Annotated in this window: 15 protein-coding genes; 10 read left to right on the forward strand and 5 right to left on the reverse strand. The window is 70.4% G+C overall.

Annotation, left to right across the window (positions count from 1 at the left end):
• The first annotated feature begins 118 nt into the window (after positions 1 to 118).
• From FHP08_RS02420 to FHP08_RS02465, 10 genes are all read left to right on the forward strand, one after another.
• Positions 119 to 856 (forward strand): YebC/PmpR family DNA-binding transcriptional regulator, encoded by a 738-nt coding sequence (locus tag FHP08_RS02420; protein WP_147702695.1) that lies wholly within the window; start codon positions 119 to 121, stop codon positions 854 to 856.
• Entirely contained in the window at positions 853 to 2,148 is a 1,296-nt protein-coding gene (gene purD / locus FHP08_RS02425) for a phosphoribosylamine--glycine ligase (RefSeq protein ID WP_147702696.1), read from the forward strand. The genes FHP08_RS02420 and purD overlap by 4 nt, the downstream gene beginning before the upstream one ends.
• Positions 2,145 to 3,107: an oxygen-dependent coproporphyrinogen oxidase gene (gene hemF / locus FHP08_RS02430; RefSeq protein ID WP_147702697.1), complete on the forward strand. Its 963-nt coding sequence runs from the start codon at positions 2,145 to 2,147 to the stop codon at positions 3,105 to 3,107. The genes purD and hemF overlap by 4 nt, the downstream gene beginning before the upstream one ends.
• 36 nt (positions 3,108 to 3,143) lie before the next feature.
• Positions 3,144 to 3,809 carry a nicotinate-nucleotide adenylyltransferase gene (gene nadD / locus FHP08_RS02435; protein WP_147702698.1) on the forward strand — a complete coding sequence of 222 codons (666 nt, stop codon included), beginning with the start codon at positions 3,144 to 3,146 and terminating at the stop codon, positions 3,807 to 3,809.
• 33 nt (positions 3,810 to 3,842) lie between these two features.
• Positions 3,843 to 4,421, forward strand: coding sequence for a ribosome silencing factor (rsfS, locus tag FHP08_RS02440; RefSeq protein ID WP_147702699.1), 579 nt, complete (start codon positions 3,843 to 3,845; stop codon positions 4,419 to 4,421).
• A gap of 6 nt (positions 4,422 to 4,427) precedes the next feature.
• Complete coding sequence (rlmH, locus tag FHP08_RS02445; RefSeq protein WP_147702700.1) at positions 4,428 to 4,898, forward strand: 23S rRNA (pseudouridine(1915)-N(3))-methyltransferase RlmH; 471 nt, start codon at positions 4,428 to 4,430, stop codon at positions 4,896 to 4,898.
• A gap of 19 nt (positions 4,899 to 4,917) precedes the next feature.
• The gene (locus tag FHP08_RS02450) at positions 4,918 to 5,535 is read left to right on the forward strand and encodes a Maf family protein (protein WP_147702701.1); all 618 of its coding nucleotides are present in this window, start codon (positions 4,918 to 4,920) and stop codon (positions 5,533 to 5,535) included.
• Positions 5,532 to 6,995, forward strand: a complete 1,464-nt coding sequence (gene rng / locus FHP08_RS02455) for a ribonuclease G (protein ID WP_147702702.1) — start codon at positions 5,532 to 5,534, stop codon at positions 6,993 to 6,995. Before FHP08_RS02450 ends, rng begins: the two co-directional genes overlap by 4 nt.
• A gap of 144 nt (positions 6,996 to 7,139) precedes the next feature.
• Positions 7,140 to 8,600 (forward strand): PQQ-dependent sugar dehydrogenase, encoded by a 1,461-nt coding sequence (locus tag FHP08_RS02460; RefSeq protein WP_147702703.1) that lies wholly within the window; start codon positions 7,140 to 7,142, stop codon positions 8,598 to 8,600.
• A gap of 7 nt (positions 8,601 to 8,607) precedes the next feature.
• Positions 8,608 to 9,096, forward strand: a complete 489-nt coding sequence (locus FHP08_RS02465; RefSeq protein WP_147702704.1) for a c-type cytochrome — start codon at positions 8,608 to 8,610, stop codon at positions 9,094 to 9,096.
• Here the strand turns inward: FHP08_RS02465 and FHP08_RS02470 are convergent, their stop codons facing one another.
• From FHP08_RS02470 to FHP08_RS02490, 5 genes are read right to left on the reverse strand one after another with little or no spacing between them, the layout of a single operon-like run.
• Positions 9,097 to 9,453, reverse strand: coding sequence for a DUF4870 family protein (locus FHP08_RS02470; protein ID WP_147702705.1), 357 nt, complete (start codon positions 9,451 to 9,453; stop codon positions 9,097 to 9,099).
• A gap of 59 nt (positions 9,454 to 9,512) precedes the next feature.
• Positions 9,513 to 10,091, reverse strand: a complete 579-nt coding sequence (locus FHP08_RS02475; protein ID WP_147702706.1) for a peroxidase-related enzyme — start codon at positions 10,089 to 10,091, stop codon at positions 9,513 to 9,515.
• A gap of 26 nt (positions 10,092 to 10,117) precedes the next feature.
• On the reverse strand, positions 10,118 to 10,948 hold the full coding sequence (locus FHP08_RS02480; RefSeq protein WP_187272135.1) for an FkbM family methyltransferase: 831 nt from the start codon (positions 10,946 to 10,948) through the stop codon (positions 10,118 to 10,120).
• Entirely contained in the window at positions 10,945 to 11,700 is a 756-nt protein-coding gene (locus FHP08_RS02485) for a glycosyltransferase family 2 protein (RefSeq protein ID WP_147702708.1), read from the reverse strand. Before FHP08_RS02485 ends, FHP08_RS02480 begins: the two co-directional genes overlap by 4 nt.
• Complete coding sequence (locus FHP08_RS02490; protein WP_147702709.1) at positions 11,697 to 12,815, reverse strand: glycosyltransferase family 4 protein; 1,119 nt, start codon at positions 12,813 to 12,815, stop codon at positions 11,697 to 11,699. The genes FHP08_RS02485 and FHP08_RS02490 overlap by 4 nt, the downstream gene beginning before the upstream one ends.
• Positions 12,816 to 12,825: the final 10 nt, after the last annotated feature.

Genomic DNA, 12,825 nt, shown 5'->3' on the forward strand with positions numbered 1-12,825 from the left:
AAATGAAGGGCGAATGCTAAAATCGGCGGTTTTCCGATGCAGCTATTCGACCACGGCGGCCGCTTGCGAGGCAAGCGGCGCCCGGGTGGTCGCCACGCGAGAGGGCAAGAGGCGATACATGGCGGGTCACTCGAAATGGGCCAACATCCAGCACCGCAAGAACCGGCAGGATGAGAAGCGCGGCAAGCTGTTCACCCGGCTGATCCGCGAGATCACCGTCTCCGCCCGGCTCGGCGGGGGCGACCCGGGCACCAACCCGCGCCTGCGGCTCGCGCTCGACAAGGCTTCCGACGCCAACATGCCCAAGGACACGGTCCAGCGGGCCATCCAGAAGGGCATCGGCGGCCTGGAAGGCCAGAACTACGAGGAAATCCGCTACGAAGGCTACGGCATCGGCGGCGCGGCGGTGATCGTCGACTGCATGACCGACAACCGCACCCGCACGGTGGCCGAGGTGCGCCACGCCTTCTCGAAGAACGGCGGCAACCTGGGCACCGACGGCTCGGTGGCCTTCATGTTCCGCCACTGCGGGCAAATCCTGTTCGAGCCGGGCACCCCGGAAGAAAGGGTCATGGAAGTCGCGATCGACGCCGGCGCCGAGGACGTGCTCACCGACGACGAAGGCGGGATCGAGGTGCTCAGCGCGCCGGGCGACTTCGAGGCGGTCAAGGGCGCGCTCGAGGCCGCCGGGCTGAAGCCCGCGCTGGCCGAGATCACGATGCGCCCCGACACGATGACCTCGCTCGCCGGCGACGACGCCGCGAAGATGCAGAAGCTGCTCGATGCGCTCGAGAACCTCGACGACGTCCAGCAGGTGTACACCAACGCGGAATTCGACGAGACCGGGCAATCATGAAGATCCTCGTAGTCGGCTCCGGCGGCCGCGAGCACGCGCTGGCCTGGCGGCTCGCCCAGTCGCCGCGGGTCCAGATGGTCTACGTCGCACCGGGCAACGGCGGCACCGCGCGCGAGCGCAACCTGGTCAATCTGCCGATCACCAGCCTCGACACGCTGGCCGCGTTCGCCGAGCGGGAGAAAGTCGCGTTCACCGTGGTCGGGCCCGAAGCGCCGCTGGCGGCGGGCATCGTCGACCTGTTCCGCGCGAAGGGCCTGCGCATCTTCGGCCCCACCCGCGCGGCGGCCCAGCTCGAGTCCTCCAAGGACTTCGCCAAGGCCTTCATGAAGCGCCACGGCATTCCCACCGCCGACTACGAGACCTTCGCCGACGCGAAGGCCGCGCACGACTACGTCAACCGGCGCGGCGCGCCGATCGTGATCAAGGCCGACGGCCTCGCCGCCGGCAAGGGCGTGGTGGTGGCCGGCACGCTGGACGAAGCGCACGCGGCCATCGACGCGATGCTCCTCGACAACAGCATGGGCGACGCCGGCGCGCGCGTGGTCATCGAGGATTTCCTCGACGGCGAAGAGGCCAGCTTCATCGTGATGGTCGACGGCCGCCACGTGCTGCCGCTGGCCTCCAGCCAGGACCACAAGCGGCTGCGCGACGGCGACCAGGGGCCGAACACCGGCGGCATGGGCGCCTATTCGCCCGCCCCGGTGGTCACTCCCGACATCCACGCGCGGGTGCTGCGGGAGATCATCAAGCCGACCGTCGAGGGCATGGCTGCCGACGGCATCCCGTTCACCGGTTTCCTCTATGCCGGGCTGATGATCGACGCCACCGGCAAGCCGCGCACGCTGGAGTTCAACTGCCGGATGGGCGACCCGGAAACCCAGCCGATCATGGCCCGCATCAAGAGCGACCTGGTCGAGGTCTTCGAGCATGCGCTGTCGGGCACGCTGGACCAGGCCGAGATCGAGTGGGACCGCCGCACCGCGCTGGGCGTGGTGCTGGCCGCCAAGGGCTACCCCGACTCGCCGCGCAAGGGCGACGTCATCGAAGGCCTGCCGGCGCACGGCAACGAGTTCGGCGAGGACTGCATCGTCTTCCACGCGGGCACCGCGGCCGACGGCGAGCGCACGCTCACCGCCGGCGGTCGCGTGCTCTGCGTGACCGCGCTGGGCGACTCGGTCAAGATCGCGCAGGCCCGCGCCTACCGCGCGATCGAGTCGCTGCGCTTCGACGGCATGCAGTACCGGCGCGACATCGGCCACCGCGCGATCGGCCGCGGCGGCAGCGCCCGATGAACCCGCCCCCGCTGCGCGTGGTGCCGGCACCGGACGCCGCTTCGGGCCCCGATGCGGGTGCGGTGCGCGACTGGCTGCTGGGCCTGCAGCAGCGGATCGTGGCCGGGCTCGAGGCCCTCGACGGCCGGCCCTTCCGGCGCGACACCTGGCAGCGCGAGCCCGGCGGCCCCAGCGAGCTGGGCGGCGGCGGCGGCGTGAGCTGCGTCATCGAGGAAGGCGGCGTGTTCGAACGCGGCGCGGTGCTGTTCTCGCACGTGCACGGCGAGCGCCTGCCCGCCGCGGCCAGCGCGCGTCGCCCGGGCCTGGGCGGGCGCCCCTTCGAGGCCACCGGCGTGTCGCTGGTCCTGCATCCGCGCAATCCCTACGTGCCCACCGTGCACATGAACGTGCGCTTCTTCCTCGCCGGCGGCGAGGGGGACCCGATCTGGTGGTTCGGCGGCGGCATGGACCTCACGCCCTACTACCCGTTCGAGAAGGACGTGGTTCGCTTTCACGGTGTCTGCAAGCAGGCGCTCCAGCCCTTCGGCGCGGACTGGCATCCGCGCTTCAAGAAGTGGTGCGACGAGTACTTCCACCTTCGGCATCGGGGCGAGGCCCGCGGCGTGGGCGGCGTGTTCTTCGACGACCTGAACGAGCCTGGCTTCGACACCTCCTACGCGATGACGCGCGCGGTCGGCGACGCCTTCCTCGAAGCCTACGCGCCGATCGTCGAGCGGCACTGCGACGCCGCCTACGGCGAGCGGGAGCGAGACTTCCAGGCCTATCGGCGCGGCCGCTACGTCGAGTTCAACCTGGTCTACGACCGCGGCACGCTGTTCGGGCTGCAGTCGGGCGGGCGCACCGAGTCCATCCTCTGTTCGATGCCGCCGATCGCGCGCTGGCGCTACGACTGGCATCCCGAGCCCGGCAGCCCCGAGGCGCGCCTGTACGAGTTCCTCGTGCCGCGCGACTGGGCCTGAGCGCGTGGTGCGAGTTCACCCCGACGCAACGCGCGAGTGAAGATTCCCGTGGCGCGCAAACGCATCGGCCTGCTCGGCGGCACCTTCGACCCGATCCACGTCGGGCACCTGGCGCTGGCGCGCGCGGCCCAGCAGGCGCTGCCTCTCGACGAGGTGCGCTTCCTGCCCACCGGCCATTCCTGGCAGAAGCAGGGCGCGGCCACCGCCGCCGAGCACCGGCTCGCGATGACGCGCCTGGCCGTGGGCGACACCCCGGGCTGGACCGTGGACACCCGCGAGATCGACCGGGCGGGCGCCACCTACACGGTGGACACGCTTCGCGAACTGCGCGAGGCGCTGGGCCCCGACCTGGCGCTCGTCCTGCTGCTGGGCAGCGACCAGTTGCGCAACCTCGCCACCTGGCACCGCTATCGCGAGCTGCTCCAGCACGCGCACATCGCCGCCACGCAGCGCGGCCCGCACCGGCTCGCCGAGTTCGATCCGCTGGTCGAGGTGCTGGTCGCCACCCACGGCTGCGATGCGCTGCCCGATGCGCCCGCCGGCGCGATCGTCTTCTTCCGGATGCCGCCGGTGCCGGTCTCGGCCACCGTGCTGCGCGAGGCGCTGGCGCGCGGCGAGCGGCCCGCCGAACTGTTGCCGGCCCCGGTTCTCGACTATATTGACCGCCACCACCTCTACCAGGACGGCGCGGCCCGCGGCTGACCCGCGTGCCCTCCGTCCGATACCCGGACACGGATGGATATCAAGAAACTGCAGCGCGTCATCGTGGATGCGCTCGAAGACGTCAAGGCCCAGGACATCAAGGTCTTCGACACCACCGGACAGACCCAGCTCTTCGACCGCGTGATCGTGGCCAGCGGCACCTCGAACCGGCAGACGCGCGCGCTGGCCTCGAACGTGCGCGACAAGGTCAAGGAAGCCGGCGGCCACGTCATCTCGGTCGAGGGCGAGGAGACCGGCGAATGGGTGCTGGTCGACCTCGGCGACGCGGTCGTGCACGTGATGCAGCCGTCCATCCGCGATTACTACCGCCTCGAGGAGATCTGGGGCGAGAAGCCGGTGCCGGCCAGACCCGCCCCGGCCAGGAAGCCCGTCGCCGACAAGGCGACCGCCGAGAAGCCCGCGGCGAAGAAGCCCGCGGCGAAGAAGCCCGCGGCGAAGAAGCCGGCGGCGAAGAGGCCGGCAACCAAGACCGCCGCCACGAAGACTGCTGCAACGAACAAGCCTGCCGCGAAGAAGGCGGCCGCACCGAAGGCTGCCGCCAGCAAGCCGGCAGCGAAGAAGCCCGCCGCCCGCAAGCCCGGCGCGGGCTGAACGCCCGTGCTGATCCGCGTCGTGGCGGTCGGCGCGCGGATGCCGGCCTGGGTCGGCGCCGCGGTCGACGACTACGCGAAGCGGCTGCCGGCGGGGTTCACCGTGGAACTGCGCGAGGTCCGCGCCGAGACGCGCTCGAGCACCGCCAGCGCCGCTGCCTGGATGCAGAAGGAAGCCGCGCGCATCGAGGCGGCGCTGCCCGCAGCCTGCCGGATCGTCGTGCTCGACGAGCGCGGCAAGGACCTCGACACGCGCGGGCTGGCCGAGCGCATGCGCGCCTGGCAGGAAGACGCCCGGCCGGTCGCGATCCTGATCGGCGGCCCGGACGGGCTCGACCCCGCGCTGAAGGCGCGCGCCGACGAGACGATCCGGCTGTCCAGCCTCACGCTGCCGCACCCGCTGGTGCGCGTGCTGCTGGCCGAGCAGCTCTACCGGGGCTGGTCCATCCTTGCCGGGCATCCGTATCATCGGGAATGAGCCCCGAGGGAACCCGATCTTGCCCAGCGACTTCATCTACCTCGCCTCCACCAGCCCCCGCCGCCAGGAACTGCTCGCGCAGATCGGCGTGCGCTTCGAGCTGCTGCTGCCCGACCCGGACGAGGACGCCGAAGCGCTCGAAGCCTTCCGCCCCGGGGAGTCCCCGACCCGCTACGTCGAGCGGGTCACGCTCGCCAAGGCTGCCGCCGCGCGGCAACGGCAGGCTCGACGCGCGCTCCCCCCTGCGCCGATCCTGGCGGCCGACACCACGGTGGCGATCGGCGGAAGGATCCTGGCCAAGCCCGCGGACGACGCCGACGCCTGCCGGATGCTGACCGAGCTGGCCGGCCGCACCCACCGTGTCCTGACCGCGGTGGCGGTCGTGCGCGGGCCGCGGATCGAGCACCGGATCAACGTGTCGCGCGTGTCCTTCGCCCGGATGAGCGCGGCCGAGATCGCGCGCTACGTGGCCAGCGGGGAACCGCGCGGCAAGGCGGGCGGCTACGCGATCCAGGGCATGGTCGCGCGCTTCGTGCGACGAATCGAGGGCAGCCACTCCGGTATCATGGGACTGCCCTTGTACGAGACCGCGCAGCTGCTGCGCGACGACGGCAGCCCGCCCCCAGCGACCCGATGACCGAAGAGATCCTCGTCAACCACGCCGCGCACGAGACCCGGGTCGCCGTCATCCAGCAGGGCGCGATGCAGGAGCTGCACGTCGAGCGCGCCGCCACCCGCGGCCTGGTCGGCAACGTGTACCTGGGCCGCGTGTCGAGGGTGCTGCCGGGCATGCAGTCGGCCTTCGTCGACGTCGGCCTCGAGCGCGCCGCCTTCCTGCACGTGGCCGACCTATGGCAGTCGCGTGCCAGCGCCCACGGCAGCGGGTCGCCCATCCCCATCGAGAAGCTGCTGTTCGAGGGCCAGCCCCTGCTGGTGCAGGTGATCAAGGACCCGCTGGGCACCAAGGGCGCCCGCCTGTCCACGCAGATCAGCATCGCCGGGCGCTTCCTCGTCTACCTGCCGCAGGATCCGCACATCGGCGTGTCGCAGCGCATCGGCGACGAGGCCGGCCGCGCCGAGCTGCGCGCCCGCCTGCAGCGGCTGATGCCCGACGACGAGAAGGGCGGCTTCATCATCCGCACCTCGGCCGAAGACGCCTCCGACGACGAGCTCGCCGCCGACATCGCCTACCTGCGCAAGCGCTGGCGCCAGATCCTCGGCGCGAGCCGCGAGCGTCCCGCGCCCTCGCTGCTCTACCAGGAGCTGAGCCTGGGCGAACGGGTGCTGCGCGACCTCGCCACCGACCGCACCGGCGCGATCATGGTGGACTCGCGCGAAGCGCTGGCCGAGCTGGCGGACTTCGCCCGCGCCTACATGCCCTCGATGGCGGGGCGCCTGCGCCACTATGCGGGCGAGCGCCCGCTCTTCGAGCTGCACGGCGTGGAAGACGAGATCGCCCGCGCGCTGTCGCGCCGGGTCGACCTGAAGTCCGGCGGCTACCTGATCATCGACCAGACCGAGGCGATGACCACGATCGACGTCAACACCGGCGGCTACGTGGGCGGGCGCAACTTCGACGACACGATCTTCCGCACGAACCTCGAAGCCGCCCACGCGATCGCGCGGCAACTGCGGGTGCGCAACCTGGGCGGGATCATCATCGTCGACTTCATCGACATGACCGGCAACGAGCACCGCGAGGCCGTGCTGCAGGAATTGCGCAAGGCGCTCGCGCGCGACCGCACCAAGTCGAGCGTGAACGGCTTCACCTCGCTCGGGCTGGTCGAGATGACCCGCAAGCGCACCCGCGAGTCGCTCGCGCACATCCTGCTCGAGCGCTGCCCCACCTGCGAAGGCAAGGGACAGATCAAGACCGCGCGCAGCGTCTGCTACGAGATCCTGCGCGAGATCCAGCGCGAGGCGGGACAGTTCAGCCCGAAGGAGTTCCGCATCGTGGCCTCGCAGTCGGTCATCGACCTCTTCCTCGAGGAAGAATCGCAGCCTCTGGCCGCGCTGGGCGACGCGATCGGCAAGCGCATCGCGCTGCAGGTCGAGACCGTCTTCGCGCAGGAGCAGTACGACATCGTTCTGATGTGAGCGAAGCGGTCGATCGAGCACGGGACGGAAGAGGCCTGGCGCCTCGACGCGCGCTGCTGCGCCGCGCAATGCATTTCCTTTGACCCCCGCGGAAATTGGGCATAGATTGAGGCCCCTTCGCGTCCTGAAAAGGGGGATCGGAACATGGTCACCTCGCCCTTCGGATCGCTCCCGGCGCACGTCCTGCGCCCCCGCGCCGCCCTGATCGGCGCGGCCCTCTCGGCGGCGGCACTCGGCGCCGCCCACGCTCAGCAGATCCCGACCTCGCCCGACCAGGTCGCCCGACCGGGCGGCAAGGTCCCCGGTGCGCCCAAGCTCGCGCTGGTCAAGGTCGCCGACGGCTTTCACGACCCGGTGGGCGTCACCGCGGCCAATGACGGGTCGGGCCGGATCTTCGTCGTCGAACGGGTCGGCCGCGTGCGCGTGGTGAACAAGGACGGCAAGGTCAATCCCGAGCCCTTCCTCGACCTCACGAACTTCAATCCGCTGGGCACCGACGTGCAGACCGGCTTCGTCGAGCAGGGGCTCTGGTCGATCGCCCTTCATCCGAAGTTCAAGGAGAACGGCCACGTCTACGTGCATTACTCGTCGCTGCCCTTCAACGGGGCGTCGATGGTCGCCCGCTTCACGGTGGACAAGGCCAGCCCGGACCGGATCACGAAAGAGCAGCTCACGAAATCGGCCAAGGTCCTGATGAACATCCCCCAGCCGTACTACAACCACTACGGCGGCCGGATCGACTTCGGGCCCGACGGCAAGCTCTACATCGGCAAGGGCGACGGCGGCTGGGAGGGCGACCCGCTCAACGCGGGACAGAACCTGAACGTGCTCTGGGCGAAGATCCTGCGCATCGACGTCGACACGCCCGACGACGTGGCCTACGCGATCCCGAAGGACAACCCCTTCGCGAAGGCCGACCGGCCGCAGCTGATGTCGCTGTTCGGCATCACCGAGCAAGGCTTCACCGCCAACCAGATCGGCTCGCGCCCCGAGACCTGGGCCTACGGGCTGCGCAATCCCTACTCCTTCCACTTCGATCCGAAGACCGGCGACCTGTTCATCGCCGACGTCGGCCAGAACCACTGGGAGGAGATCGACTGGCAGCCGGCCTCGTCGAAGGGGGGCGAGAACTACGGCTGGAAGTTCAACCAGGGCTCGCATTGCCATCCCACCACCGGCCCGGGCGAGAAATGCCCGATCGTCGGCGTGCTGCCGGTCGCGGAGTATCCGCACCAGGAGCCCTATCCTGGCGCGGAGAAACTCACGAGCGGATGGGGCTGCTCCGCCCAGGGTCTGGGCGTGGCCAATTACGGGGGCATGAAGAGCACCTACCTGGTCGGCGACTGGTGCTCGGGCCGCCTGTTCGGCGTGGCCTGGGACCCCGGCGCATCGAAGTGGCAGATGCAGGAATTGCTGCAGGCGACCTTGCAGTTCACCTCCGGCACGGTCGATGCCGATGGACACGTGCTGGCGACCAATTGCGTCTGCTTCTACACCGAGGACAAGGGCCCGACCGCGAACCCGCCCGGCTCGCTGTGGCGAATCCTGCCGGCCGACCAGGTCCCGGCCGGAGCCGAGGTCGCGCGGGTGCGACAAGCTCAGTAAAGGGGCCATGCCCGAATTCCCGCCACGATCGCGCGCCGGACGATGGGCCCGCGGGTTGCTGGCGGGCGTTGCGGTCACGGCCTTCGCGGGCGCGGCGCTGGCCGAAAAGCCGGTCTTCACGCACCCCTTCGATGGCGCGCCGATCGACACGCCGCTCGAGGCCGGCGAGAAGTCCACGCCCGCCCTCGAGAAGTTCAAGGAAACCGGCGAGAACCCTTACCGCGGCCAGCCCGATGCGCTGGCCGCGGGCAAGAAGCTCTACGACGAGTGGTGCCAGGTCTGCCACGCCGCCGACGCCACCGGAAAGATGGGCCCGTCGCTGGTCGGGAACAAGCACGTCTACGCCCAGACCGCGACCGACGCCGGGATGTTCGCGGTCGTCTACGCCGGCGCGTCAGGCGCGATGCAGCCCTTCGGCGGCCGGATTCCCCAGGACGACATCCTGAAGATCATCGCCTACGTGCGCAGCCTGGACAAGCAGGCTGCCGCGCGTTGATCAGACCAGCTTCGACGCGTCGACCGCCTTGCCGTCGTTCAGCGCGAGCCAGCCCTTGACGATGCGGTAGATCGCCCACACGCCGACTGCCAGCAGCATCGGGAATCCGATCAGGATGAACATCAGCAGCCAGCTCACGAAGGCGCCGACCAGCGTGTACCAGAAGGTCTTGATCTGCCACTCGAAGTGGCTTGCCACCCAGGTGCCGGCGACCTCGTCACGCTTCAGGTAGTTGATGATGATCGCCGCGATCGCGGTGATCCCGATGATGCAGGAGATCGCGTAGAGCGCGTAGCAGATCGTGGCGAGCTTCCTCGCCTGCTCGGTTCGAATGTCGTCGGACGGCATCTGTTCCATTCCGTGTCTCCGTGATTGCGAATCGGGCCGGTCGCGGCCGACGCACCGGCCCCGGGGATTCAACTGCGGGGCAAGCGGCCCATCGCGTAGAACTCTTCGTTGGGCATCATGCCCGAGAGGTTGGCCATCCGGTTCGACAGCGCGAAGAACGCGGCGATCGCGCCGATGTCCCAGGCGTCCTCGTCGGAGAATCCGTGCGCGTGGAGCTTCTCGAAGTCGGCCGGCACCAGCGCAGCGGAATCGGTGGCGACCTTCATCGCGAACTCGATCATCGCGGACTGGCGGGGCGTGAGCTCGGCCTTGCGCCAGTTGGTGGCCAGCTGGTCCGAGACGCGCGGGTTCTTCTCGTAGATGCGCAGGATGGCGCCGTGCGCCACCACGCAGTACAGGCACTGGTTCGCCCCGCTCGTGGCGACCACGATCATTTCCTTCTCGCCCTTCGACAGGCCGTTCTTCGGCAGCATCAGCGCGTCGTGGTAGGCGAAGAAGGCGCGGAACTCCTCGGGCCGGCGCGCGAGCTTGAGGAAGACGTTCGGCACGAAGCCCGCCTTTTCCTGCACCGCCAGGATCTTCTCGCGGATGTCGTCGGGCAGGCCCGCGATCCTGGGCAGCGGGTAACGGTCGGTCTTGTCGGTCATCGATGGTTCTCCGATAGCGATTCTCGTCATGTTAGCCGTTGCCACAGCAGATCGGCCTGCCCGGTCAATGTCCGCAGCGCGGTCGCATCGACCTCGACCATGCCCGTCTCGCCGAACATCGAGACCTGCATGCCGCTCGAGTCCAGCAAGTCGATCAAGGCCGACGGTTCAATGCCGGCCCGCCTCATCAGGTCGGGCGAGTACTCGATCACCATGTTCCTGCAACGAGACAGGGTCGCGCTGGCGCCTCGCAGCGCGGACAGCTCGAACCCCTCGATGTCGATCTTGATCAGGTCGACGGGGCGCTCGGCAAGGCCGAGCGCGGCAAGCCGGTCGTCGAGCGCCACGACCGGCACCCGCACCGTTTCCCCGCCGGGCGTGGGCAGCAGCGAATGGCGGCCGGGGTTCGACGCCTTGTACAGGTGCAGCTCGAGCTCGCCGGGCCGATCGGCCAGGCCCTCGCGCAGCGCGCTCACGTTCCGGCAGCCGTTGCGCAGGAGGTTCGCTTCGAGCAGGCCGAAATTGCCCGGCTCCGGTTCGAAGGCCACCACCCGCCCCGTGCCGCCCGCCAGCCTCGAGAACAGGCAGCTGTACCACCCGAAGTTGGCGCCGATGTCGACGAACAGCCCGCCGCCGCCGATCGGGAAGGCGTCCAGGATCCAGTTCCCGATCGCCGGCTCGTAGGAGCGGTACTTGTACAGATGCCGGGCGAGTCCGGAACGGATCGGCAAGCGGAAGCTCAACTCGAGCACGGGCACCTGTGCGACCAGGCTGCCGGCGGGCGTCGCGACGCGCCGCAAGGCGTACGCGAGCGTGCGAACCAGGCTGCGCGAGCGCGCCAGTCTTGGCTGATTCACCGGGGCGGCTCCTCCTCGATCCATCTGTACTTGAGCCAGCTGCCCAGCGCATTGAGCCGCGCGATCGTGAAGCCCGCGCGGCCGTCGAGAAAGCCGCCGCGCAGCAGGTAGCCGCGCAGGAAGGTCCAGCCGGCATGCAAGGCGGCGCTGGCGACGCCGCCGCGCCGGCCCTTCGCACGCAGTTTCGCCGCGCCGAGCCGCGCGTAGCGCACGGTCTTCTCGCGCATGTCCTCCACCGAGTCCACGCTGTCGTGCAGCAGCAGGCCGGCCAGCCGGTCGTGCGGCGGCGGGCAGTCCACCCGCTCGTGCACCAGGTCGTCGGTGAAGCGGGCGTGCTCGCGGCGGAACAGGCGCAGCACGCGATCGTTGCGCCAGTCGCCGTGGCGGATGCGCTGGCCACAGAAGAAGCTGCCGCGCTCGATCCAGTAGCCCAGCGGCTCGCCCGCGCCCCGCACCACCGCGAGGATGGCCTCGCGCAGCGCGTCGTCGACCTGCTCGTCCGCGTCGATCGACAGCACCCAGTCGCCGTGACAGGCGTCCAGCGCGCGGTTCTTCTGCGGGCCGAACCCCGGCCAGTCCGGCGTTGCGATCACGGTTGCGCCGAGCCGTCTCGCGATGTCCGGCGTGCCGTCGTCGCTGCCCGAGTCGACGATCACGATCTCGTCGGCGAAATCCACCGAGCGCAGGCAGCGCTCGATCCGGTGCGCCTCGTTCTTCGCGATGACCGCAACCGACAGGACGGGCCGGCTCAAGGCGCCGACTCCGCCGCCACCTCGGCGAACAGCCGCTCCATCCGGTCGAGCATCGCCTCGATGGAGCAGCGCTCGAGCGCCGCCTCGCGCGCGCGGCGGCCCAGTCGCGCGCGCAGCGCCGCGTCGCCGAGCACCCGCTCGATGCCCGAGCGCAGCGCCGCCACGTCGCCTGGCGCCACGAACAGTGCGCTCTCGCCATCGGCGGCGATCTCCGGAATCCCGCCGACCGGCGTGGTCACACAGCACAGGCCCGCGCCCATCGCCTGCGAGAGCGACTGCGGAATGCCCTCGTGCAGCGTGGGCAGCACGAAAGCGTCGAGCGCCTGCAACCAGGGCAGCACGTCGGCCTGGCTGCCGGCGAACAGCACGCGTCCCGGCGGCAGCGCCCCGTCCGCCTGCTTCTCGAGCGCCGCGCGCTGCGCGCCGTCGCCGATCACCAGCACGCGGACCGGCATGGACAGGCCGGCGACCGCATCGATCAGGAGGTGGTGGCCCTTGGCCCGCCTGAGCGAGGCCACGATCCCGATCACCGGCAGATCGTCTTCCGGCAAGCCGAGCGCCCGCCGGGCCCGGGCGCGATCGCCGGGCCGGAAATGGCCGAGGTCGATGCCGGTGGGCACCGACACGATGCGCCGGCCATCGAAGCCCTGGTCGCGAACCAGCATGTGGCGGATCGCCTCGCTGCCGGTCACGACGCGCGCGGCCGCCCGGGTGTAGAGCCAGCGGCTCGCCGGGCCGCGCGGCAGCGATGCCGAGGCGTGGTGGATGCGCACGATCGGCGGCGCGCGGCGCAGGCTCGCGCGGGCCAGCGCCATCAGCCAGTTGTCGACCGGGCCATGCGCGACCAGCACGTCGAAGCCACCGTCGGCGACCAGGCGGCGCGCCGCGCGCAGCGCCGCGACGCGCGCGGCGACGCCGTCGCGGCCCAGGCCGGGGCCGGCCGGCAGCTCCAGCACCGGCACGCCGTAGCCGGCGGCGCGCGCGCCGGCAGGCGCGCCCGGCGGACAGGCGATCGTCACTTCGTGCCCGCGCGCGATCAGGCCCGCGGCCTCCGTGATCATCCGGATCTGAGCACCGCCCCAATCGGTGGCCGAAGAGGTGTGCAGGATCTTCATGGCCGCGCCG

This window comes from Zeimonas arvi, assembly GCF_008039575.1.
Lineage (GTDB): Bacteria > Pseudomonadota > Gammaproteobacteria > Burkholderiales > Burkholderiaceae_E > Zeimonas > Zeimonas arvi.